Source organism: Micromonospora sp. 15K316, assembly GCF_004348525.1.
Lineage (GTDB): Bacteria > Actinomycetota > Actinomycetes > Mycobacteriales > Micromonosporaceae > Micromonospora.
In genome coordinates, this window is the sequence record NZ_SMKG01000062.1 from 1 (window position 1) to 21727 (window position 21727).

Annotated in this window: 23 protein-coding genes; 11 read left to right on the top strand and 12 right to left on the bottom strand. The window is 72.8% G+C overall.

Annotation, left to right across the window (positions count from 1 at the left end; genetic code table 11):
• Positions 1-115 precede the first annotated feature (115 nt).
• The 3 genes from E1211_RS14655 (at position 116) to E1211_RS14665 (ending at position 2325) form a co-directional block, all read left to right on the top strand.
• On the top strand, positions 116-943 hold the full coding sequence (locus E1211_RS14655) for a Bax inhibitor-1/YccA family protein (protein ID WP_132349341.1): 828 nt from the start codon (positions 116-118) through the stop codon (positions 941-943).
• Between the two features lie 257 nt (positions 944-1200).
• Complete coding sequence (locus E1211_RS14660) at positions 1201-1953, top strand: Bax inhibitor-1/YccA family protein (RefSeq protein WP_132349343.1); 753 nt, start codon at positions 1201-1203, stop codon at positions 1951-1953.
• 51 nt (positions 1954-2004) lie between these two features.
• Entirely contained in the window at positions 2005-2325 is a 321-nt protein-coding gene (locus E1211_RS14665) for a hypothetical protein (RefSeq protein WP_132349345.1), read from the top strand.
• A gap of 49 nt (positions 2326-2374) precedes the next feature.
• On the opposite strand, the gene E1211_RS14670 is transcribed toward E1211_RS14665, so the two are convergent.
• The 3 genes from E1211_RS14670 to E1211_RS14680 all read right to left on the bottom strand — a co-directional run bounded on the left by E1211_RS14670 (position 2375) and on the right by E1211_RS14680 (position 5573).
• Positions 2375-3637, bottom strand: coding sequence for an acetyl-CoA C-acetyltransferase (locus E1211_RS14670; protein ID WP_132349347.1), 1263 nt, complete (start codon positions 3635-3637; stop codon positions 2375-2377).
• Positions 3638-3705: 68 nt separating this feature from the next.
• Positions 3706-4524 carry an SGNH/GDSL hydrolase family protein gene (locus tag E1211_RS14675; RefSeq protein ID WP_132349349.1) on the bottom strand — a complete coding sequence of 273 codons (819 nt, stop codon included), beginning with the start codon at positions 4522-4524 and terminating at the stop codon, positions 3706-3708.
• Positions 4521-5573 carry an SGNH/GDSL hydrolase family protein gene (locus E1211_RS14680; protein WP_132349351.1) on the bottom strand — a complete coding sequence of 351 codons (1053 nt, stop codon included), beginning with the start codon at positions 5571-5573 and terminating at the stop codon, positions 4521-4523. The genes E1211_RS14675 and E1211_RS14680 overlap by 4 nt, the downstream gene beginning before the upstream one ends.
• A gap of 170 nt (positions 5574-5743) precedes the next feature.
• Between E1211_RS14680 and E1211_RS14685 the strand changes: the two genes are divergently transcribed.
• Positions 5744-6100: a YkvA family protein gene (locus E1211_RS14685; protein ID WP_132349353.1), complete on the top strand. Its 357-nt coding sequence runs from the start codon at positions 5744-5746 to the stop codon at positions 6098-6100.
• An 80-nt stretch (positions 6101-6180) separates the two neighbouring features.
• The gene (locus E1211_RS14690) at positions 6181-7551 is read left to right on the top strand and encodes a cystathionine beta-synthase (protein WP_132349355.1); all 1371 of its coding nucleotides are present in this window, start codon (positions 6181-6183) and stop codon (positions 7549-7551) included.
• A gap of 107 nt (positions 7552-7658) precedes the next feature.
• Here the strand turns inward: E1211_RS14690 and E1211_RS14695 are convergent, their stop codons facing one another.
• The 7 genes from E1211_RS14695 to E1211_RS14725 all read right to left on the bottom strand — a co-directional run bounded on the left by E1211_RS14695 (position 7659) and on the right by E1211_RS14725 (position 12355).
• Positions 7659-8168 carry a GNAT family N-acetyltransferase gene (locus tag E1211_RS14695; RefSeq protein WP_132349357.1) on the bottom strand — a complete coding sequence of 170 codons (510 nt, stop codon included), beginning with the start codon at positions 8166-8168 and terminating at the stop codon, positions 7659-7661.
• A 10-nt stretch (positions 8169-8178) separates the two neighbouring features.
• Positions 8179-9096 carry a ribonuclease Z gene (locus E1211_RS14700; protein WP_132349359.1) on the bottom strand — a complete coding sequence of 306 codons (918 nt, stop codon included), beginning with the start codon at positions 9094-9096 and terminating at the stop codon, positions 8179-8181.
• Between the two features lie 408 nt (positions 9097-9504).
• On the bottom strand, positions 9505-9861 hold the full coding sequence (locus E1211_RS14705; protein ID WP_132349360.1) for a YciI family protein: 357 nt from the start codon (positions 9859-9861) through the stop codon (positions 9505-9507).
• Positions 9862-10080: 219 nt separating this feature from the next.
• The gene (gene msrA / locus E1211_RS14710) at positions 10081-10740 is read right to left on the bottom strand and encodes a peptide-methionine (S)-S-oxide reductase MsrA (RefSeq protein WP_132349362.1); all 660 of its coding nucleotides are present in this window, start codon (positions 10738-10740) and stop codon (positions 10081-10083) included.
• Between the two features lie 144 nt (positions 10741-10884).
• The gene (locus E1211_RS14715; protein WP_132349364.1) at positions 10885-11304 is read right to left on the bottom strand and encodes an HIT family protein; all 420 of its coding nucleotides are present in this window, start codon (positions 11302-11304) and stop codon (positions 10885-10887) included.
• Positions 11305-11336: 32 nt separating this feature from the next.
• On the bottom strand, positions 11337-12029 hold the full coding sequence (locus E1211_RS14720) for a nucleotidyl transferase AbiEii/AbiGii toxin family protein (RefSeq protein ID WP_132349366.1): 693 nt from the start codon (positions 12027-12029) through the stop codon (positions 11337-11339).
• Complete coding sequence (locus tag E1211_RS14725; protein ID WP_132349368.1) at positions 12029-12355, bottom strand: hypothetical protein; 327 nt, start codon at positions 12353-12355, stop codon at positions 12029-12031. Before E1211_RS14725 ends, E1211_RS14720 begins: the two co-directional genes overlap by 1 nt.
• A gap of 94 nt (positions 12356-12449) precedes the next feature.
• On the opposite strand from E1211_RS14725, the gene E1211_RS14730 reads away from it, so the two are divergent.
• From E1211_RS14730 to ilvA, 3 genes are all read left to right on the top strand, one after another.
• Positions 12450-13592: a cystathionine gamma-synthase gene (locus E1211_RS14730; RefSeq protein WP_132349370.1), complete on the top strand. Its 1143-nt coding sequence runs from the start codon at positions 12450-12452 to the stop codon at positions 13590-13592.
• Between the two features lie 16 nt (positions 13593-13608).
• Positions 13609-15018 (top strand): amidase, encoded by a 1410-nt coding sequence (locus E1211_RS14735; protein ID WP_132349372.1) that lies wholly within the window; start codon positions 13609-13611, stop codon positions 15016-15018.
• 79 nt (positions 15019-15097) lie between these two features.
• Complete coding sequence (gene ilvA / locus E1211_RS14740; RefSeq protein WP_132349374.1) at positions 15098-16318, top strand: threonine ammonia-lyase; 1221 nt, start codon at positions 15098-15100, stop codon at positions 16316-16318.
• Between the two features lie 87 nt (positions 16319-16405).
• Here ilvA and greA read toward each other — a convergent pair whose 3' ends face one another.
• Together greA and E1211_RS14750 are read right to left on the bottom strand one after the other, a co-directional pair.
• Complete coding sequence (gene greA, locus E1211_RS14745) at positions 16406-16903, bottom strand: transcription elongation factor GreA (RefSeq protein ID WP_132349376.1); 498 nt, start codon at positions 16901-16903, stop codon at positions 16406-16408.
• A 230-nt stretch (positions 16904-17133) separates the two neighbouring features.
• On the bottom strand, positions 17134-17571 hold the full coding sequence (locus E1211_RS14750; protein ID WP_132349378.1) for a DUF4307 domain-containing protein: 438 nt from the start codon (positions 17569-17571) through the stop codon (positions 17134-17136).
• A gap of 192 nt (positions 17572-17763) precedes the next feature.
• Here E1211_RS14750 and mca point away from each other — a divergent pair, with 192 nt between their 5' ends.
• From mca to E1211_RS14765, 3 genes are all read left to right on the top strand, one after another.
• A complete protein-coding gene (gene mca / locus E1211_RS14755; protein ID WP_132349380.1) occupies positions 17764-18648 on the top strand; it encodes a mycothiol conjugate amidase Mca in 885 nt (294 codons plus the stop codon).
• 48 nt (positions 18649-18696) lie between these two features.
• Positions 18697-18990: a hypothetical protein gene (locus tag E1211_RS14760; protein WP_132349382.1), complete on the top strand. Its 294-nt coding sequence runs from the start codon at positions 18697-18699 to the stop codon at positions 18988-18990.
• 179 nt (positions 18991-19169) lie between these two features.
• A complete protein-coding gene (locus E1211_RS14765; RefSeq protein ID WP_132349384.1) occupies positions 19170-21701 on the top strand; it encodes a bifunctional diguanylate cyclase/phosphodiesterase in 2532 nt (843 codons plus the stop codon).
• Positions 21702-21727 lie beyond the last annotated feature (26 nt).

Consider the following 21727-nt stretch of genomic DNA (forward strand, 5'->3'; position numbering starts at 1 on the left):
GCACCGACACATCCCGCCCCCTCTTCCGATCGATGATCTCCACGGATGGGCCTGGCGGTTTACTCTTGTGTGTGCGCGTTCACGTGCATGACGACCCCCTGAGGGAGGCCAGACAGTGAAGACCTCGAACCCGGTGCTCGCCCGGCTCGGCCAGGCGGCCGAGCGCGAGCGCTCCGCCGGGTACGCTCCGCCCGGGCCGTACGGCGCGCCCGGCGTTCCCCAGCAGTACCCGAGCCAGGCCGGATACCCCGCGGGTTACCCGGCGGCACCGCCCACCGTGACGCCCATGTCCATCGACGACGTGGTGGTCAAGACCGTCACCCTCCTCGGCATCCTCGGTGTCTCCGCCGCGGCCGCCTGGGTGCTCGTGCCCGACGCGCTGGTCGGCGTGGCCTGGATCGGCGCCGCGGTGGTCGGCTTGGTCCTGGGCCTGATCATCTCGTTCTCCCGGATGGCGAACCCGGCGCTGGTGGTCACCTACGCCGTCGTCGAGGGCATCTTCGTCGGCATGGTGAGCAAGGCCTTCGAGCGGTCGTACGACGGCATCGTGCTCCAGGCCGTGGTCGCCAGCTTCGGTGTCTTCTTCGTGATGGCGATGCTCTACAAGGCGCGGGTCATCCGGGCCACCCCGGCGTTCGTCAAGGGCCTGGTCGCCGTGATGGCCGGCCTCTTCGCGGTGATGCTGATCAACCTGGTGCTGGCGCTCTTCGGCGTCAACACCCACCTGCGGGACGGCAGCAAGCTGGCCATCGGTTTCAGCCTGATCTGCATCGTGGTCGCCGCGCTGAGCTTCGTGCTCAGCTTCAAGGAGGTCGAGGACGGCGTCCGGATGGGCCTGCCGCAGCGCTACTCCTGGGTCGCCGCCTTCGGCATCCTGGTCAGCCTGGTCTGGCTCTACCTGGAGCTTCTGCGCCTGCTCAGCTACTTCCAAGGCGACGACTGACCCTCGTCCGCCCGCGTTCGACCGGCGCCCGTTCCCGCACCGCGGGGCGGGCGCCGTCGTGTTCGGCCCCGTCCCGCCGGGACGTGCTGAACCGCTGCGGTTGCCTGGGTGCTGATCCGCCGCGGGCGGCGGCGCTCGCGATTGCCGAGCACCGGGTAACGCCCGTTCTTCGGGGGCAGGGAGGTGGTTTTCCCGCCGCCGTCGGACCCGCCGGTGCACAGTGACTGCGAGGGGTACGGCGGCGAGGGGGTGACGCGGTGCGCAGCAGCAACCCGGTACTGAACCGGGTCGACGAGACCACGCGGCTCTCGGGCCCGGTGTTCGGCGTCGCGGACGAGATGACCGTCGACGACGTGGTGGTCCGTACCGTCGGGCTGCTCCTGCTCACCGGCGCCACCGCGCTGATCTCCTGGATCTTCGTGCCGCAGGCGGTCTGGGTGCCGGCCGCGCTCGCCGGCACCGCCCTGGCGGCGATCGTGCTGGCCCTGGTCATCTCCCTGCGCGCCATCACCAACCCGGTACCCATGGTCGTGTACGCGGTGATCGAGGGCCTCCTGCTCGGCGTGGCGAGCCGGGCGTTCGAGCTGGTCTACCCGGGCATCGTCGCGATGGCGGTGGCCGGGACGTTCGGTGTCTTCCTCGGCATGGCGTTGCTCTACCGGGCGCGGCTGATCCGGGCCACGCCCCGGCTGGCGCGCCTGGTCATCGGCACCCTGCTCGGCATCGTCGCGATCGGCCTGGTGAACCTGGTGGTCTACCTGGTCACGGGCCGGCAGGGCCTGGTCGTCTACAGCCTCACCGGCGAGGTCGGCGGCTGGGCGTACGGCTTCGCCATCATCGCGATCATCGCGGGCGCCTTCAGTTTCATCCTCGACTTCGACCTCATCGAGCGTTCGGTCCGCGCCGGTCGCCCCCGCCGGTACGCATGGCTCTGCGCGTTCGGACTGCTCACCGGCTTGGTCTTCCTCTACTGGCAGCTGCTGCGGCTGCTCAGCTACCTGCGCCGCTGAACCCGGCGACGCCCGCCGTCGCGCCCCGGGCCGGTCCGTAGACTCGGCACGGTGAGCGCAGCGGAACTGGAACAGGCGGTACAGCTGCTGGTCCGCCAGGTCGGGCACTGGGAGCAGCCCCGGTGGGCGGCGACCGGGGCCACCGGCAACGTCTCCCGCGCGGACGCCGTGCACCGGCTGGTGCAGGAGATCGCCAACCTCGCGGCCGACGCCGAGGGCGAGCCACGTCGTACGGTGCCCAGGCTGACGAACGACCTGGCCCTGACCGACCAGCTCCGGGTGGTCGCCGCGGACCTCATCGCGGCCGGTGCGGCACCCGAGGTGCTCGCCGGGGCCGCCGCCGAGGTGACGGCGACCCGCAGCGCGCTCTGACCCTCGCCGCGCCCGCCGGTGTACGGCGCCCCGGGCCGCGGAGCCCGGCTCAGCCGAGCCGCTCGATCACCATGGCCATGCCCTGACCTCCGCCGACGCACATCGTCTCCAAGCCGATGGTCTTGTCGTGCCACTCGAGGGCGTTGAGGAGGGTGCCGGTGATCCGGGCGCCGGTCATGCCGAACGGGTGGCCGACGGCGATCGCGCCGCCCATCACGTTCAACTTCTCGAGCGGGATGTCCAGTTCCCGGTACGAGGGGATCACCTGGGCGGCGAACGCCTCGTTGATCTCGACCAGGTCGACGTCGCCGATGGTCATCCCGGCCCGTTCGAGCGCCTGCCGGGACGCCTCCACCGGACCGAGGCCCATGATCTCCGGGGAGAGCGCGGTGACACCCGTGGAGACGATCCGGGCCAGCGGCGTGATGCCCAGGTCCCGGGCACGCTGAGCGCTCATCACCACGACAGCCGCGGCGCCGTCGTTGAGCGGGCAGCAGTTGCCGGCGGTGATCCGCCCGTCCGGCCGGAACACCGGCTTCAACCCGGCCACCCCCTCCAGGGTGACCCCGGCGCGCGGGCCGTCGTCGGTGCTGACCACCGTGCCGTCCGGAGTGGTCACCGGGGTGATCTCCCGCGCCCAGAAGCCGTCCGCGATCGCCTTCTCGGCGAGGTTCTGGCTGCGTACCCCGAACTCGTCCATGTCGGCGCGGGTCACGTCGTACACCTGGGCCAGGTTCTCCGCGGTCTGCCCCATGGCGAGGTAGATGTCGGGCAGCTCGCCGGAGTCGCGCGGGTCGGTCCAGACCTCGGCGTCGCCCTGGGCGCGGGCCTTCGACCGCTCGCGGGCGGCGGCGAAGCGCGGGTTCTCCCAGCCGCCACCGACCAGCGCCTGCGCCTGCGGCGGCAGGCCGTCGGAGTTGCCCCGGGCGTACCGGGAGACGGTCTCCACGCCCGCGGAGACGAAGACGTCGCCCTCACCGGCCCGGATCGCGTGCATGGCCATCCGGGTGGTCTGCAACGACGAGGCGCAGTAGCGGGTGAGGGTGGCGCCGGGCAGGCCGTCCAGGCCCATCAGGGTGGCGACCACCCGGGCCATGTTGAAGCCCTGCTCGCCGCCGGGGAGGCCGCAGCCGAGGTAGAGGTCGTCGATCTCACCCGGGTCGAGTTCGGGGAGCTTGTCGAGGGCGGCCTGGACGATGGTGGCGGCCAGGTCGTCCGGGCGTACCTCACGCAGGGATCCCTTGTGGGCCCGGCCGATGGGGGAGCGGGCGGTGGCGACGATGACGGCGTCGCGGGACGACTCAGTCGGCATGGGGCAACGCTAACCCGTCGGTAACTTCGGGTGGAAGTCGCCGACGCAACGAGAAATGTCACTACCGGTCAGTGCGGTGAGGCGACCGCCGCAGCCGCGGCGACCGCCGGCAGCAGCGCGTGCGCCCAGACCCGGTAACCGTCCGCCGAGGGGTGGTAGCCGTCGTGGCAGAGCGTCCCCGCGTCGGCCCGGAAAACCGGCCCGGTCTCGGTGGCCAGGTCGACCACTGTGCCGCCGGCATCCAGCACGGCGGCCGTCTGGGCGCGGGCGATCCGCCGCCCCGACCAGCCGACCACCTGCCGCAGCGGCGGTGCGATGGCCCGGACCGCGCCGAGATCCGGGCAGGTGCCGACCACGACCTCCACCCCCGCCTCGCGCAGCCGGTGCACGGCCGCGGCCAGGTACGCGGCCGCATCGGCGGGCCGGCGCAGCCCCGTGGCGTCGTTCGCCCCGATGAGGATCAGCGCCACGTCGGGCCGCCTGCCGAGCAGGGCCCGGGCGACCTGGGTGGCGAGGTCGGTCGAGCGGGAGCCGCTGACCCCGACGCTGGAGAGGTGCACCAACCGCCCGGTGGGCCCCTCGGTGAGCAGGTTGGCCAGTTGGCCGCCGATCGTGTCGTCGAGCCGGTCGACGCCGACGCCCAGCGCCGACGAGTCGCCGAGCAGGACCAGCCGCAGCGGCGGCGCGCCGTTCCGACCGATCGTGGCGCGCAGGGCAAGCCCGAGTTCGGGCTCGGCGTAGCGCCGGTGCCGAGCGACGAACGCCTCGCCGGCCAGCACGGCGGCGCCGCCCACCGTGCCCGCGACCAGGGTGAGAAGTGCCGCGCGGCCGAGCCGGCCGGCGAGCCTCGTGGCGAGGTCCCGATTCGCTCGCTGTCGCTCGCTCATGCCAGTCCCTCCACGGTGGGTGAGTCCGAGGCGGGACCGGACTGCGGCATTGCGCCGACCCCGAAGAAGGCCCGCCGGCGCAGCTGCGCCCAGCGACCGGCCGGCCCACGGTCGCGACCGCGGACCTGGGCGCCGCTGACCTCCGTGCCGGCGTGCCGGGCCGCCTCCTGCGCGGCCTCCGGCAGTGACCGTACGCCCCGAGCGAGGACCGCCGCTGCCCGCTGCTCCTGCCCGACGCCGAGCGCCGAGAGCACCGTCGGCAACATCGCGGCAGCGGCCACGGCGTAGCCCTCGGCCGAGGGGTGGAACCGGTCCCAGGCGAACATCCGGGCCGGCTCGGCGGCGAACCGGGGACCGAGCAGGTCGCCGAGGGAGACCGTCCGGCCACCCGCCTCGACGACGGCGACCGTCTGCGCGGCGGCGAGCTGCCGGCTCCACCGTCGCGCCAGCCAGCGCAGCGGCGGCTGGATGGGCTGGATCGCCCCGAGATCCGGGCAGGTGCCCACGACCACCTCGCAGCCGGCGGCGCGCAGCGTGTGGACGGCCTCGACCAGGTAGCGCACGGCCAGCGCGGGCGGGGTGCGGTTGGTGACGTCGTTGCCGCCGATGAGGATCACCGCGATGTCGGGCTGGCACTCCAGCGCGGCGTCGACCTGGTGTTTCAGGCCGGCCGAGATCGCCCCGACCACGGCGAAGCGACGCAACCGCACCTGCCGCCGGGTCCGGCGGGACAGGCCGGTGGCGAGCAGCGCGCCGGGCGTCTCCCGGCGGCGGTGCACGCCGTAGCCGGCGGCCGAGGAGTCACCGAGGACCACCATGGTGAGCGGCGGCCCGGGGAACTTCGCGCCGTAGACGCCGTCGATGCGCGGTGGCGGCGCCTCGGCCATCGGGATGGTGCGGCGGGCCTGACGGGCCTGACCGAGGAGCACTCCGGCGGTGGCGACCACGGCCGCCGCTGTGGCGCCCGTGCCGATCGCCGTGATGCGGGCGATCTGCCGCGCGCGCTGCCAGCGCGGACGAACCGGTACGACGGAGCCAGCCACCCCCATACCGCGACAGTATCGCGCCGCCCCGACAGAGCGCTGTCGTCGTGCGGGCAGACGGTGTGGGGCGGGTACGACCCTTCGGGGGTACCTCCTGTGCGGGAGCCACCGGACGGCGGCGCCGCGCCGGGCCCTTGCGTCGGGGCGGCATGCTGCTCGCGGGAAGGAGCACGAGGATGGCGAAGACATTGAAGCGGAGCGCGGCCTTCGCGGCCCTGGCGCGGGCCCTGGCGAGCGGAGCGCGCGGCGGCCCGTCGCTGGGTGCCCGGCTGGGCGCGCTGCCCCGGATGATCCGGGCGACCGCCCGGCGGGAGTACGACGGCGGTCTCCGGCTGGCACTGATGGCCGCCGCCACGGCGTACATCGCCTCGCCGATCGACCTGGTTCCGGAGATCCCGCTGGCGGTCCTCGGGCTGGCCGACGACGCGGTCCTGGTCGCCTGGCTGGCCGGCAGCGTGCTGGCCGAGACGGAGCGGTTCCTGGAGTGGGAGACGCGGCGTAGCCAGGTCATCCCTGGGCATGTGGTGCCCTGACGGCACGTACCCTGGGCGCTGGGAATCCGCCCAGCTGCCCGGCCGCCCCGACGCCGGCGCCGAGGAGAAGGAACATCTAGGTGCAGTACTACGACAACGTCGTCGACATGATCGGCAACACCCCGCTGGTGCGCCTGCGCAACGTCACCGAGGGCATCCGGGCCACGGTGCTGGCGAAGGTGGAGTACCTCAACCCGGGTGGCTCGGTGAAGGACCGCATCGCGCTGCGGATGGTGGAGGACGCGGAGGCGGCCGGGCTGCTCAAGCCGGGCGGCACGATCGTCGAGCCGACCAGCGGCAACACCGGTGTCGGGCTCGCCCTCGTGGCCCAGCTGAAGGGCTACCGCTGCGTCTTCGTCTGCCCGGACAAGGTCAGCCAGGACAAGCAGGACGTGCTGCGGGCGTACGGCGCCGAGGTCGTCGTCTGCCCGACCGCTGTCGCCCCGGAGGACCCGCGCTCCTACTACAACGTCTCCAACCGGCTGGCCCGGGAGATCCCGGGCGCGTGGAAGCCCGACCAGTACAGCAACCCGGCCAACCCGCGGTCGCACTACGAGAGCACCGGCCCGGAGGTGTGGCAGCAGACCGAGGGCCGGATCACCCACTTCGTCGCCGGGGTGGGCACCGGCGGCACCATCTCGGGCATCGGCCGCTACCTGAAGGAGGCCTCCGAGGGGCGGGTGCGGGTGGTCGGCGCCGACCCGGAGGGCTCGGTCTACTCGGGCGGCACCGGCCGGCCGTACCTCGTCGAGGGGGTTGGTGAGGACTTCTGGCCGGAGACGTACGACCGGGGCATCGCTGACGAGATCGTCGAGGTCTCCGACAAGGCCTCGTTCGAGATGACCCGCCGACTGGCCCGCGAGGAGGGGCTGCTCGTCGGTGGCTCCTGCGGCATGGCCGTGGTGGCGGCGCTGGAGGTGGCCCGCAAGGCCGGCCCCGACGACGTGGTCGTGGTGCTCCTGCCCGACGGGGGTCGGGGCTACCTGTCCAAGATCTTCAACGACACGTGGATGGCCCGGTACGGCTTCCTGGACAACTCCGGCGCCGAGCCGACCGTGGCGGACGCGCTGGCGAGCAAGCCGGGGGCCCTGCCCGAGCTGGTGCACGTGCACCCGACCGAGACGGTCCGCGACGCGATCGACTACATGCGCGAGTACGGCGTCTCCCAGCTGCCGGTGCTCAAGGCCGAGCCGCCGGTCGTCACCGGTGAGGTGGCTGGCTCGATCGCCGAGAAGGACCTGCTGGACGCGCTCTTCACCGGCCAGGCGCACCTGCACGACACGATCGAGCGGCACATGGCCGCGCCGCTGCCGATGATCGGCGGCGGGCAGCCGGTGAGCGAGGCGGTCAACCTGTTGGAGAAGTCCGACGCCGCGCTGGTGCTGGTCGACGGCAAGCCGAAGGGCGTGCTGACCCGGCAGGATCTGCTCGCCCACCTCGGCGCCCGCTGACCGGTACGACGACTCGCGGCACGAACGATCCGCGCAACGTCGGGGAAGTAGTCGCCTCACGGCGAGCGGAGGCACCTACATCCCTGATGTTGCGCGGATCTTCGTGGCTAGAGCGGGCGGGCGTACCGGAGCTGACCCGTGATCGCGGCGCCGATCAGCTCCTCCCGCTCGACGCCGGTCGGTGACCAGCCACCGCGCTCGTAGAAGCGCTGGGCGGGGGCGTTCTCCGTGAGGACCCAGAGCGCCGCCTGCCGCCGGCCGCACTTGCGCATGGTGGCCAGCGCGTCGATCATCAGCTCCCGGCCCGTCCCGCGGCCCCGCTCAACCGGGTCGAGGTGGATGGCGTTGAGCAGCCCGGTGGCCGGGTCGCCCTCGTCGTCCGGGCCCAGGTAGGTGAAGCCGACGAGCTCGCCGTCCCGCTCGGCGACGGTCATCAGGTGGTCGTCCCGCTCCCAGCCCCACCGCTCGACCCAGTAGCGCCCCATCGCCTCGGCCGTCGGCTCGGCCAGCGCCTCCGCCGGCAGGAACGAGGAGTACGCGGCGACCCGGGAGCGCTGGTGCAGCGCGCCGACGCCCATCAGGTCGTCGGCGGTCGCCGGGCGGAGTGTGACGGTCACCCGGCCGAGGCTACCCGCGGCGGGGAGGGACCTGGACGGTGGTGAGGTCCTCGGCGATCACCAGCTCGCCGTCGAAGTGCGCCCGCGCCTCGTCGAGGAACCGGCGTGGGTCGGCGTAGCGCTGGGAGAAGTGGGTGAGCACCAACCGGCGTACGCCCGACTCGGTCGCCACCCGCGCGGCCTGGCCCGCGGTGAGGTGGCCGACCTCGGCGGCGAGCGCGGCCTCCGACTCCAGGAAGGTCGACTCGATGACGAGCAGGTCGGCCTGCTCGGCCAGGGCGTACACGGCGTCGCAGAGGCCGGTGTCCATCACGAAGGCGAACCGCTGCCCCGGCCGGGGCACGCTGACCTCGTCCCGCGTGACGCGGCGACCGTCCCGGTCCAGGTGGCCGACGCGGATCAGCTCCCCGACCGCCGGACCGGCGATGCCGTACGCGGCCAGCTTCTCCGGCAGCATCCGGCAGCCGTCCGGCTCGATCAGCCGGTAGCCGTACGTCTCGATGGGGTGGCGCAGCCGGCGGGCCTCCAGCGTGCCGCGGCGCAGCTCGATCCGCTGCCCGTCGGCCTCGATCGGCTCGACCCGCAGTTCGGCGGTCTCGTAGAAGCTGGTGGCGTACCGCAGCCGGGCGAAGTACTCGGCCCCACCGGCCGGGAAGTGCACCGCCACCGGGTGCGGCACGCGGTCCAGGGAGAGCCGCTGGATGGTGCCGGGCAGCCCCAGGCAGTGGTCGCCGTGGAAGTGGGTGACGCAGATCCGGGTCAGGTCGGTCGCAGTCACCGTGGTGTGCAGCAACTGCCGCTGGCTGCCCTCGCCCGGGTCGAAGAGGATCACCTCGTCGTCCCAGCGCAGCACGTACCCGTTGTGGTTGCGCGCCCGTGTCGGCGCCTGGCTGGCCGTCCCGAGCACCACCAGCTCGCGCATCGACACGGTGACCTCCGGCGGGTCGTCCGGCTGCCGCCGGTATGAAGCGACCCCCGGGGTGTCCGCGCTCTCGCGCGGGCCGGCTGGACTTTGGCCGGCACCCCGGGGGTCGGGTGGCTGTCGTGGTTTCGCCGCACCGCTGCCACACGGTCTCGACGATGTTGCCTGTGTCCGCCTCGCGGCGGACGGGATCACTGTCGAGGACAGCGGCTAGCGGACAGCCACCTCACGAGTCCGATTGCTATACAAGTCTGGACCACCTCCTTTCCCGTGTACCGCCACGCTATCCAGTCGTCGCGTGACCCGGCAACGGATTTCGATCACATGCCGGCCGGGAATGCGCGCCGCCCCCGGCGCGAGGCCGCGGACGGCGGGGAACGGCCGGGCGGGACGCCTCAGCCGGCACTGAACTCATCACCGGGTTGCGGGCTGCTGCCCGAACCGTCGGACCTCCTGGGGCCAGCCGCAGGCTTCCGCCAGCTTGCCGGCCCACATCCGGGCCGTTTCCTCGTCGGCCACGTCCACCACGGTCAGCCCGCCCAGCCACTCCTTGGTTTCGACGTAGGGCCCGTCGGTGACCAGCAACGTGCCGCTCGTGGCGTCGGCACTGAAGACGGGGGCGTCCTCTTCCAGGCCCCCGGCGAACACGTACTCCCCGGCTGCCTTGATCTCGTCAACGACCGCCTTGGCGAGTGGCCCGCGCCCGCGAAACCACTCCTCGGTGTGGTCACCCACCCACTGCTGGTTGAAGTAGATGAGGTACTCGGCCATGTCTGCTCCCTCGCCCCGGGCGGACCCTCCGTTCGCCCCATCGTCGCTACGAACGGCGTCGGGCCGATGCGACACCTCGGGCGGAAAATGTCACGTCGATGTCGGCGTGGCAGCGGTGGTGCGGTCCGTCCCGAGTCCACGTGGGCGAGCTCTCGGCCTCCGGCGCGACGTCCGACGGCCCTGGCGCGGATCCGTGGACCCACGCCAGGGGTTCGGAGGTCAGGCGGTCTTCGCCACGCCCACCGGGCAGCTCAGCCCGTTCGGGCCGTGGTTGCAGTAGCCGTTCGGGTTCTTCGTCGGCGCCAGGTACTGCTGGTGGTAGTCCTCGGCGAAGTAGTAGCTGCCGAGCCTGTCGATCTCGGTGGTGATCTCACCCTTGCCGGCGCGGGCCACGATCGGCGCGAACGCGTCGCGGGAGGCGATCGCGGTGGCCAGCTGCTCGTCCGTGGTCGCGTAGATCGCCGACCGGTACTGGGTGCCGACGTCGTTGCCCTGGCGCATGCCCTGGGTCGGGTCGTGGTTCTCCCAGAAGACCTTCAGTAGGTCCTCGTAGGTGATCTTCGAGGGGTCGTAGACCACCTCGACCGCCTCGGCGTGCCCGGTCCTGCCGGAACAGACCTCCTCGTACGTCGGGTTCGGCGTGTAGCCGCCCGCGTAGCCGGCGGAGGTGGTGATGACGCCGGGCAGGGTCCAGAACAGCCGCTCGGCTCCCCAGAAGCACCCCATACCGAAGACGGCGACCTGGCTGCCCTCGGGGAAGGGGCCCTTCAGCGGAGTGCCGAGGACCTCATGCCGGTCGGCCACCGGCATCGCGATCAGGCGGCCCGGCAGAGCCTGGTCGGCGGAGATCATCTCGGCCTTCATGCGGCGAAGGAACACAGTGGGACTCCTCTCTTGGCTTTCCCAGCCCGTGCAACACCGCGGGGTTCCCCATCCTTACCCGTTGCGCCCCGGCTCACCCGGCGGCGTTCCCGGCTTGCGCTCCCGGCTCCCCCAGCGGCGATCCCGGCTGTGCTCCCCGGCTCACCCGGTGGCGAGCGCGGCGGTGATCCGGTCGGCGTACCCCTGCGCCTCGGCGTCGTCGGTGTAGCGGGTGCGGGGCCAGAAGAAGCCGCGCAGGCCGTCGCCCTTGGTCCGGGGCACCACGTGGGTGTGCAGGTGCGGGACCGACTGGGACACCTTGGTGTTGATCGCCACGAAGGTCCCACCGGCGCCCAGACCGGCCTCGACCGCCACCGCGAGCCGCCGGACGAGGGCGAAGTAGCCGGGCAGGGACTCCGGCGGCAGGTCGGCGAGCGTCACCAGGTGGGCACGCGGCACCACCAGCACGTGCCCCTTGAACACCGGTCGGGTGTCCAGGAAGGCCACCCCGTCGGCCTCGTCGGTCACCCGGATCGCGGGCGCCTCACCTGCCACGATTCCACAGAACACGCACCCCGCCATGCGGCCAGGCTATGCCGGTGTCGCCGGTGCGCTCAGGCCGGGTCGAGGTACGCGTCCCACCCGTCGTCGGGCACTCCGACCGGCCCGGTCTCCCCGCTCGCCAGTCGCCCTCTGATGTCGGCCTCCCAGCACCGCGCCCAGCTCTTGAGCTGCTCCGTGTCGAGATCTGTGAGGCCGTAGGACCGGAACCCCCGCTCGTCCCGCTCGTCGACGCCGCCAAGCCGGTCCGCCAGTTCCTCGATCGAGAATCCTGCGGTGTGGCGCGCGCCCAGCCGTTCCAACTCGGTCCAGGCGAGTCGTGCGTTCGCGGCGCGGACGTCGATGAAGTCCCGGTGAGCTGCTCGGTCGTGCAACGCCCGCATTTTGAGCCCGACCGCGTCCTCGAACGAGAGGACCGGACCGATGTTCAACCGTGCGGGCGGGCCGAGCGCCTCCTTGAGCAGGTCCACCTCACACGTGCTCGCACCGTCGGAGACCACCAACCGCGCCATCCGCGGGGTGGCCTCGATGATCCGGGCGGTGAAACCGGCGGCGGCGAAGGCGGCCGCGAGACGGTCCACCACCACTCGCAGAGAGAGAGCGCTCGCGGTAGCGAAGCCGACGTCCTGCGACGGCCGGTCCAGCAGTTCGTGCGCGCACATCGCGTAACCGCCGGCCAGCATCAGACCGAGATCGTCGCCGGCCGCGAAGCCGATCTCGACCAGCCGACGGTGCAGAGCATCCATCACGCGGCGGCGAGATCGGGCAGCCGCCGCTCCCAGAGCGAGATCAATCGCCGGGCGGTCAGGCGACGCACCCGTGGCCAGTCCCGACGTAGCAGGTCGGGATTGACGTAGCGGATGATGTCGCCGTATTGACCGCAGTCGAGCAAGAGGCAATAGAGCGTCAGTCGCTCGCGCGGGTCACTGACATCGAAATCGGTCGGCCCAGACCAGGCTAGTCGAACCGGAAGCTCGACCCGGCCGTGTTCGGGACCGGACAGCTCCGCGAGCGAGGCCGGAATGCGGTCGGCCGCACCGATCAGCCGGGAGGGGAGGGCGGTCGAGGTCACCGCGCCATTATCGCCGACCTCTACGACAGCGTGTCGGCGCGACGCACCCCGGGTTGCGCCCGGTCGGCGGGGCCGGCGGACTAACGTCACGGGAATGAGTCACGGCTTCGAGACGCTCGCCATCCACGCCGGCCAGGACCCCGAGGCCCGCACCGGCGCGGTGATCCCACCCATCTATCAGACCAGCACGTACGCGCAGGACGCGGTCGGCGCGCCGCGGCTCGGCTACGAGTACAGCCGCTCCGGCAACCCGACCCGGGACGCGCTCCAGGACTGCCTGGCGGCGCTGGAGGGGGGCCAGGTCGGACTCGCCTTCGCCAGCGGCCTCGCGGCCGAGGACACGCTCCTGCGCACCACCTGCGCGCCCGGTGACCACGTGGTGATCCCCGACGACGCGTACGGCGGCACGTACCGCCTCTTCGCCCGGGTGATGCAGCGCTGGGGCGTGGAGTTCACGCCGGCCAAGGTCACCGACCCGGACGCGGTCCGGGCCGCGATCCGCCCGGGCAGCACCAAGCTCGTCTGGGTGGAGACGCCCACCAATCCGCTGCTCGGCATCGCCGACATCGCCGCCCTGGCCGCCGTCGCGCACGACGCGGGGGCGCTGCTGGTCGTGGACAACACGTTCGCCTCGCCGTACCTGCAGCAGCCGATCGCGCTCGGCGCCGACGTGGTGGTGCACTCGACGACGAAGTACATCGGCGGGCACTCCGACGTGGTCGGCGGCGCGCTGATCACCGCCGACGCCGGGCTGGGCGAGGAGCTGCGCTACCACCAGAACGCGATGGGCGCCGTCAACGGGCCGTTCGACGCCTGGCTCACCCTGCGCGGCATCAAGACCCTCGGGGTACGGATGGACCGGCACTGCGACAACGCGGAGCGGCTCGCCGCGTACCTCGACGGGCACGCGCAGGTGGCGCAGGTGATCTACCCGGGGCTGCCGTCGCACCCGGGCCACGAGGTCGCGGCGAAGCAGATGCGCCGGTTCGGCGGCATGATCTCGTTCCGGGCGGCCGGGGGCGAGGAACACGCCGTCGAGATCTGCAACCGGGCCAAGCTGTTCGTGCTCGCCGAGTCGCTCGGCGGGGTGGAGTCGCTGATCGAGCACCCGGGCCGGATGACACACGCAAGTGCTGCCGGCTCACCGCTTGAAGTTCCCGGCGATCTCGTGCGACTGTCTGTCGGCATCGAGACGGTCGACGACCTGCTCGCCGATCTGGAGCAGGCGCTGGGCTGACCGCTGGCTGGGGAGGGTGGCCGTGCAGGACATCATGCCGACCTGGGTCGGGGCGACCGCCAAGCAGGTCGCCCGGGGCGTACGGCGGGGTGATGTCTCCGCCACCCAGGTCGTCGCGGACCACCTCGACCACATCGCCCGCGCCGACGCCGACCTCGCCGCGTTCCGCACCCTGCGCGGCGGGGAGGCGATCACCGAGGCGGAGAAGGTCGACGAGCAGGAGGATCTCGCCAACCTTCCGCTGGCCGGGGTGCCGGTGGCGGTCAAGGAGAACACCCCGGTCGCCGGGCTGCCCACCTGGAACGGGTCGGCGGCGGTGCGTACGCCGGTGGCCGAGGCCGACCACGAGGTGGTCCGCCGGCTGCGCGGCGCCGGCGCGGTGATCCTCGGGGTGACCCGGATGCCGGAGCTCGGCCTCTGGGCGCTGACCGACGACGAGACGGCGGTGACCCGCAACCCGTGGGACACCCGGCGCACTCCGGGCGGCTCCTCGGGTGGCGCGGCGGCGGCAGTCGCGGCGGGGCTGGTGCCGATGGCGCACGGCAACGACGGCCTCGGCTCGATCCGCATCCCGGCCGCCTGCTGCGGGCTGGTCGGGCTCAAGCCCGGTCGCGGGGTGATCCCGTCCCAGCTCGGCGCGGACGACTGGTTCGGGCTCGCCGAGCACGGCGTGCTGACCACCACCGTCGCCGACGCGGCGGTGGGCTTCTCGGTGCTGGCCGGGCGACGTCCGGAGAAGCTGGTGCCGCCGCAGCGGCTGCGTGTCGGCGTCTCGCTCCGCTCGCCGGTGCGCGGTGTGTCGCCGGACGCGCCGAACCGGGACGCCGTCGCCGCCGCGGGGCGGTTGCTCGCCGCCGCCGGTCACGACACCGTGCCGGCCGACCCGGTCTACCCGACCCGGCTCGGTCTCCAGGGGATCGCCACCTGGTTCGCGGCGGCCGCCGCCGACGTGCGGGCCACCGGGGTCGACCGACGCAGCCTGCAGCGGCGCAGTCGCCGGCACGTCGCGCTCGGTGAGTGGGCGCAGCGGCGCGGGTACGTGCGGGAGGCCGATCGGGCTGCCTGGCGGGTCCGCTCCGTCGGCTTCTTCAGCGACCATTCGATCGACCTGCTGCTCACCCCGGCGCTCGCCGCCCCGCCGCCGGAGGCGGTCGGCTGGTCGTCGCGCTCCTGGCGGGCCAACATGACGGCCAACATCCGGTACGCCCCGTTCGCCGCGCCCTGGAACATCGCCGGCCTGCCGTCGATCGTGGTGCCGGTGGGGCGCCGTCCGGACGGCCTGCCGGTCGCCGTGCAGCTGGTCGGGCCGCCCGGCTCGGAGCTGCTGCTGCTGGGCGTCGCCGGGCAGTTCGAGATGGCGGCGCCGTGGCCCCGGCACGCCCCCGGCTACCCTCGGGTCGGCACCGGGTCACCCGCCGTCGCATGATCGTCTGACCGCGTCGGCGGCGCCGACCTTGGAGGGCGTCGCCGCCGGTGGCCGAACCGGCGGGTGGCACGATCGGGGCATGACGGAACTGGTCGGTCTCTCCGACGTACGGGCCGCGCGGGAACTACTCGCCGGCGTCACCCGCACCACCCCGCTGGAGCCCTCCCGGCCGCTGAGCGCCGCGCTCGGCGGGCCGGCCTGGCTCAAGTGCGAGAACCTGCAGCGGGCCGGGTCGTACAAGGTGCGTGGCGCGTTCGTCCGGATCTCCCGGCTGTCCGGGGAGGAGCGCGCCCGGGGCGTGGTCGCGGCGAGCGCCGGCAACCACGCCCAGGGGGTGGCGCTCGCCGCCGGCCTGGTGGGTACGCACGCCACCGTCTTCATGCCGGTGAACGCGCCGCTGCCGAAGGTGGCGGCCACCAAGGGGTACGGGGCGCAGGTCGAGCTGATCGGCAACACGGTCGACGAGTCGTTGGTGGCGGCGCAGACGTTCGCCGAGCGGACCGGGGCGGTGTTCATCCACCCGTTCGACCACCGGGACGTGATCGCCGGCCAGGGCACGGTGGCGCTGGAGATCCTCGAGCAGTGCCCGGACGTCAAGACGATCATCACCGGGGTCGGCGGGGGCGGGCTGGTCTCGGGGATCGCGGTGGCCGCCAAGGCGCTGCGTCCGGACGTCCGGGTGATCGGCGTGCAGGCGACCGGCGCGGCGGCATACCCGCCCTCGCTGGTCGCGGGGGAGCCGGTGCGGCTGCCGGCGTTCAGCACCATCGCCGACGGCATCGCTGTGGGTCGGCCCGGTGACCTCACCTTCACGCACGTGCGCAAGCTGGTGGACGAGGTGGTCACGGTCTCCGAGGAGGACATCTCCCGGGCGCTGCTGATGCTGCTCGAACGCGGCAAGCAGGTGGTCGAGCCGGCCGGTGCGGTCGGCGTGGCGGCGTTGCTGGCCGGTGTGGTGCAGGTGGAGACGCCGGTGGTCGCGGTGCTTTCGGGCGGCAACATCGACCCGCTGCTGATGCTGCGGGTGATCGAGCACGGGCTGGCCGCCGCGGGCCGCTACCTGCGCTTCACGGTGCGCTGCTCGGACCGTCCCGGTCAGCTCGCCTCGCTGCTCGGTGAGATCGCCGAGCATCGGGCGAACGTGGTGGACGTGGTGCACCAGCGGGCCCATCCGCACCTGCACCTCGGCGAGGTGGAGGTGGCGCTCTCGGTGGAGACCCGCGGGGTGGAGCATTCGGACACTCTGATCAGCGCGCTGCGGGCGAGCGGTTACCAGGTGGTGTTCGCCGGCGAGGCGTGAGCCTCGGGTGGTCCGTACCGGCGAGGCGTGACACCGGTCGGTGTCACGCCTCGCAGGACGGTGCAGAGGGCCGGCCGGGCCCCGGCGTCAGCCGCCGAACGGCTCGAACTTGACCACCGTCACCTTGATGTCGGCCCCGCTGGGCGCCGTGTAGGTGCAGGTCTGCCCGGCGCGTCCACCGAGGATGGCCTTGCCGAGCGCCGACTCCGGACTGTAGACGGTCAGGTCGGTGGTGGACGCGATCTCGCGGGAGCCGAGCAGGAACGTCTCGGTGTCGTCCTTGTCGTCGTCGAAGTAGATCGTCACCACCATGCCGGGCGTCACCGCGTCGGCGGAGGGCGCCTCGCCGACCTTCGCGGTGCGCAGCAGCTCCTGGAGGTAGCGGATGCGCCCCTCGGCCTTGCCCTGCTCCTCGCGGGCGGCGTGGTAGCCGCCGTTCTCGCGCAGGTCGCCCTCCTCGCGCCGGGCGTTGATCTCGGCGGCGATGACCGGGCGGTTGGCGATCATCTCGTCGAGTTCGGCCTGGAGCCGGTCGTAAGCGTCCTGCGACAGCCAGGTGGCGGGCGCCTCGTTGCCAGTGGACACAGGCGATCTCCTCAGTTGTGCGGGGCTGGACGACAGGTGAATCTCCAAGTTACCAGTGCGATACGACACGAGGTGGCGACGAACACCACCGGTGGATGGTCCCCCGCAGGGGGCTGCCGGCCCGCCGCCGCGCCCGCCCGATCGCCGCGTCCGGGCTGGTCAGGCAGTGGCTTCGCCGGGTCGGCGGTGCGCTCCGCCGCTGGTCGTCGGCCCGGGGTCGGCGGGGTGGGTCAGGCCGCCGGGCGGCAGCGCAGCACCTCGCCGATGAAGGCGCGTCCGGTGGTCTTCATCTGATGCTGGACGGTGACGTGCCGTTCGCCGGGCGCCGCGGTGACGGTGGTCTGCTCGCGGGCCACCTCGTTGCCGGCCCGGTCGCGGGCGCGCAACAGGCAGTCCGCCGATCCGCCGGACGGTACGGTCACCCGGAAGTCGAGCCGTAGCTGATTGTCAGTTATGTCCGTGTATGTAATGACCTGGGCGTCATAGTTCGGATCGCCGTACTGACGGTAGAGCCGTACCGAGATCACGCTGAGCGCGACCAGCAGGACGACCAGCGCCGCGACGGCCGGAACCTTCGAGCGGCGGCGGCCCGGGTCGCGGCGGCGGCCGTACCGCCCCGCGGGGAACACCGGGGCTTCCGGTGCAACTGTGGTGTGCGTCTCGCTCACCGGCGGGTATCTCCTGGCGTCGTTGTCAGTGGCATCAGCAAGAATGGGCTCAGTCCATCCTCCCAGCCCGGCCCGGTGTCAAGCATGGCAGGTCGGCCGCCGGAGGTGACCGTCCGGTGGTCATCGGGCGGAGGATCATGGCAGGTCAGCGGCCGCGGGCCGACCGGCCGACCCAGACGAGGAGTGCCGACGTTGGCAGAACAGCTACGCCTCATGGCCGTCCACGCGCACCCGGACGACGAGTCCAGCAAGGGTGCCGCCACCATGGCCAAGTACGTCGCCGAGGGCGTGGAGGTCCTCGTCGCGACCTGCACCGGGGGTGAGCGCGGCAGCGTGCTCAATCCGAAGCTCGACCAGCCCGACGTGTGGGCCAACATCGCGGAGATCCGCCGCGGCGAGATGGATGCGGCACGGGCGATCCTCGGCGTCGAGCAGGCCTGGCTCGGCTTCGTCGACTCGGGGCTCCCCGAGGGCGAACCACTGCCGCCGCTGCCCCAGGGCTGCTTCGCGCTCCAGGACGTCGAGGTGGCCGCGGGCCCGCTGGTGCGGCTGATGCGCGAGTTCCGCCCGCACGTGGTCACCACGTACGACGAGCGGGGCGGCTACCCGCACCCCGACCACATCATGTGCCACAAGATCAGCGTCGCCGCCTTCGACGCCGCGGGTGACGCCGAGCGTTACCCCGAACTGGGCGAGCCCTGGCAGCCGCTCAAGCTCTACTACGACATCGGCTTCTCCAAGCCGAAGATCATGGCGCTGCACGAGGCCGTGCTCGCCGCCGGGCTGGAGTCGCCCTACCAGGACTGGCTCAAGCGCTGGGAGGAGAACCCGGACGACCAGCGCCCCGAGATCACCACGCGGGTGGACGCGGCGCAGTACTTCCCGGTCCGCGACGACGCGCTGCGCGCCCACGCCACCCAGGTCGACCCGGACGGCTTCTTCTTCCGGGTGCCCATGGAGATCCAGCAGCGTGCCTGGCCGACCGAGGACTTCCACCTCGCGCGCTCGCTGGTGGAGAGCCCGCTGCCCGAGTCGGACCTCTTCGCCGGCGTACGCGAGACGGCCCATGCCCGCTGATCTGGGGCGGCGCTACGCTGGTGGGCAACCGCACATCGGAGGAACGCCATGCTGACCGCTGCCCAGGTGCTCGCGGAGAACAACTTCGGGGACACCCGCACGGGTGGCCTGGCCGGCCCGATGGGTCTTCTCCTCATCCTGGTGCTGGGCACCGCCACCGTCCTGCTGATCCGCAACATGAACACCCGGCTGCGCCGGCTGCCCGATCGGTTCCCGCACCAGGGCCCGGCGGGCGACCCGGGCAGAGCGGACGCGGTGGCCGTCGATCCGACGGACGGGAGTGAGGAACAGGATTCATCCCCGGAGGCCCCCACCGGCCACCAGCAGCGCCGAAACGGGTAGTCCGAGCGTGAATCACGCCGAACCCGGCGGTCGACCCCTGTTGCGGCCACCGGGTTTGGCTTAGCCTCTCGCCGGGGGGACCACGCGTCCCCGAACCGTGCGCGGGAGGGGGCGCCGATGACCGTCACAGCAGCGGCTGCCCGTCGTACGGCGTGCCCGCAAGCCCGTGGAGCGGGTCGGTGACCTCCGATCGGGCCGGCGAGCAGGCCGACCGGCTCGGGCTGCGCGGCAACCCGCCCCGGGTGCTCGTGCTGACCGCGGCGGTCACCCTGACCGCCCTGGTGGCCGCGGTGGTCGGCCTGACGCTGCCGCACCGGCTGCCCGCCGACGATCCGCTACCCGCGCCCGCCCGCTACGGCATCGCGGTCGCCGTCCTCGCCCTCGCCCAGCTGGCCCGGCTGCGCTTCCGCGCCCCCGCCGGCATGGTCAGCATCACCTGGGGCGAGGCAGCCCTGATCATCTGCCTCCACCTGGTGCCCGCCGGTTGGATCCCGTCCGCCACCCTGGTCGGCGCCGGACTCGCCTGGTCGGCGCTGTCGGCGTTCGGTGAGCGGCGGCCGGTGCTGGAGACCGTCCGGATCGCGGCGTCGCTCTCCGCCGCCGCCGCGCTCGCCGTGGCGGTCACCACCGCCCTCGGGCACCCGCTGCTCGCCGCCCCCACGCCGGGGCTCGCCGCCGTCATGATCGCCGGCGCGGTCACCTACCTGCTCGTCACCGCCTGGCTCAGCGGGGTCACGCTCGGCCTGCGGCACGGCGTGCCGATCGGGCCCCCGCTGCTCGCCGCGCTCCGCGGCAAGCTGCTGATGTTCGTCGGCAACGTGGCGGTCGGCCTGGTCGTGGTGGTGCTCCTGCACATCGACGCGCGCTGGCTGCTGCTGCTCCCGCCGCCGCTCTGGCTGCTCCAGCAGACCTACCGGCACCGGCTCCGGGCCGATCAGGAGCGCCGCACCTGGCGCACGTTCGCCGAGTCCACCGCCGCCCTCAACCAGCTCGACGAGCGCGGGGTGGCCGGCGCGGCGGTCGCCGGTGCGCTCGCCCTCTTCCACGCCGAGCTCGTCGACGTCGACGTGGCTCGTGCCGACGGGAGCTGGTGGCGCTACCGCGGCGACGCGGCCGGTGGTCTGGTCGACCGGGAAGTCGCCGAACCCGGGCCCGCGGAGCCCGAGGAGCACGAGCTCGTCCGCCCGCTCACCGTCGGCGACCTACCGGTCGGGCGGCTGCGGGTCCGCTTCCCGCGGTCGGCGCCGCCCGCGGGGCGTGACCGGGACGCGGTGGCGGCCTTCGGTGACGCGCTCGCCGCCGCGCTGCACGACGCGGCGACGCACCGCGAGCTGCGCCAGGTCACCGCGCGATCCTCGTACGAGGCGGTGCACGACCCGCTCACCGGCCTGGCCAACCGGGTGGCCCTGCTCAGCCGGGGGGATCAGACGCTGCGGCAGCTCGCGCACGACCACCCGGTGGCCCTGCTGCTGCTCGACATCGACCAGTTCAAGGAGGTCAACGACACCCTCGGGCACGTCGCCGGCGACCAGCTGCTGCGGCTCACCGCGAACCGGCTGGGCGCGCTCGCCCGCCCCGGTGACCTCCTCGGCCGGCTCGGTGGCGACGAGTTCGCGCTGTTGCTGACGTCGGTCCCGGTGGTCGGCGACCGGAACGCCCCGATGGCGTACGCCCTGCGTCAGGCCCGCGAGATCGCCGAACGGCTGGCCGCGCCCACCGAGGTCGCCGGGGTGCGGATGTCCGTCGAGGTCTCCGTCGGCGTGGTGGTGGCCGACGCGGGCGCCGCCGACCTGACCGAGCTGCTGCGCCGCGCCGACATCGCGATGTACCAGGCGAAGGAGGGCGGCGGCAACGTCGCCGCGTACGACAGCACCCGCGACGCGGCGAGCACCGACCAGCTCGCCCTGCTCGCCGAGCTGCGGGAGGCGCTCGAGGTGGACGATCAGCTCGTCCTGGCGTTGCAGCCGGCGGTCGACCTGGCCACCGGGGCGCCGACCGGGGTCGAGGCGTTGATCCGTTGGCGGCACCCGCGCCGGGGCTGGCTCAGCCCGGTCGAGTTCATCCGGCCGGTGGAGAACAGCGAGCAGCTCGGCACGTTCACCCGGTACGTGCTGGACAAGGCGCTCGCGATCGCCGCCGACTGGGCCCGGGAGGGGCTGGACGTCCCGATCTCGGTGAACCTCTCCGCGCGCAGCCTGCTGGACCCTCGCCTGCCCGGTGAGATCGCCGAGGCCCTGCGCCGCCACCAGGTGCCGGCGCACCGGCTGGTGCTGGAGATCACCGAGACGGTGGTGATGAGCGAGCTGGAGGTCATCGACGAGGTGCTGGCGACCCTGCGGTCGATGGGCGTGCAGCTGGCGGTGGACGACTTCGGCACCGGCTTCTCGTCGCTGACGTTCCTCACCCGGATCGCGGTCGACGAGCTGAAGGTGGACCGCTCCTTCGTGATCCGGATGGCCGACTCGCCGGAGGCGGCGGCCATCGTACGGACCACCGTCGGTCTCGCGCACGAGCTGGGACTACGGGTGGTTGCCGAGGGGGTGGAGACCGCCGAGCAGCGGTTGGCGCTGGCCGAGCTGGGCTGCACCGCGGCCCAGGGCTACCACTTCTTCAAGCCGATGCCGGCGGACAAGATCGGCGCGGTCCTCGGCACCCTGCTGGACGGCGCCCGCCCCAACGTCTTCCCCCTTCGGGCCGACGGCGCCTCCTAGCCCCCCGCCCGGCTGGTTATGGTCGT

Excerpts from the sequence above, each read along its gene's own strand:
- E1211_RS14715 (WP_132349364.1), bottom strand. The coding sequence starts at position 11,304 with ATGGCGGGGTGCGTGTTCTGTGGAATCGTGGCAGGTGAGGCGCCCGCG.
- E1211_RS14675 (WP_132349349.1), bottom strand. The coding sequence starts at position 4,524 with ATGAGCGAGCGACAGCGAGCGAATCGGGACCTCGCCACGAGGCTCGCC.
- E1211_RS14670 (WP_132349347.1), bottom strand. The coding sequence starts at position 3,637 with ATGCCGACTGAGTCGTCCCGCGACGCCGTCATCGTCGCCACCGCCCGC.
- E1211_RS14720 (WP_132349366.1), bottom strand. The coding sequence starts at position 12,029 with ATGGATGCTCTGCACCGTCGGCTGGTCGAGATCGGCTTCGCGGCCGGC.
- E1211_RS14760 (WP_132349382.1), top strand. The coding sequence starts at position 18,697 with ATGCTGACCGCTGCCCAGGTGCTCGCGGAGAACAACTTCGGGGACACC.
- ilvA (WP_132349374.1), top strand. The coding sequence starts at position 15,098 with ATGACGGAACTGGTCGGTCTCTCCGACGTACGGGCCGCGCGGGAACTA.
- E1211_RS14730 (WP_132349370.1), top strand. The coding sequence starts at position 12,450 with ATGAGTCACGGCTTCGAGACGCTCGCCATCCACGCCGGCCAGGACCCC.
- E1211_RS14705 (WP_132349360.1), bottom strand. The coding sequence starts at position 9,861 with ATGGCCGAGTACCTCATCTACTTCAACCAGCAGTGGGTGGGTGACCAC.
- E1211_RS14680 (WP_132349351.1), bottom strand. The coding sequence starts at position 5,573 with ATGGGGGTGGCTGGCTCCGTCGTACCGGTTCGTCCGCGCTGGCAGCGC.
- E1211_RS14685 (WP_132349353.1), top strand. The coding sequence starts at position 5,744 with ATGGCGAAGACATTGAAGCGGAGCGCGGCCTTCGCGGCCCTGGCGCGG.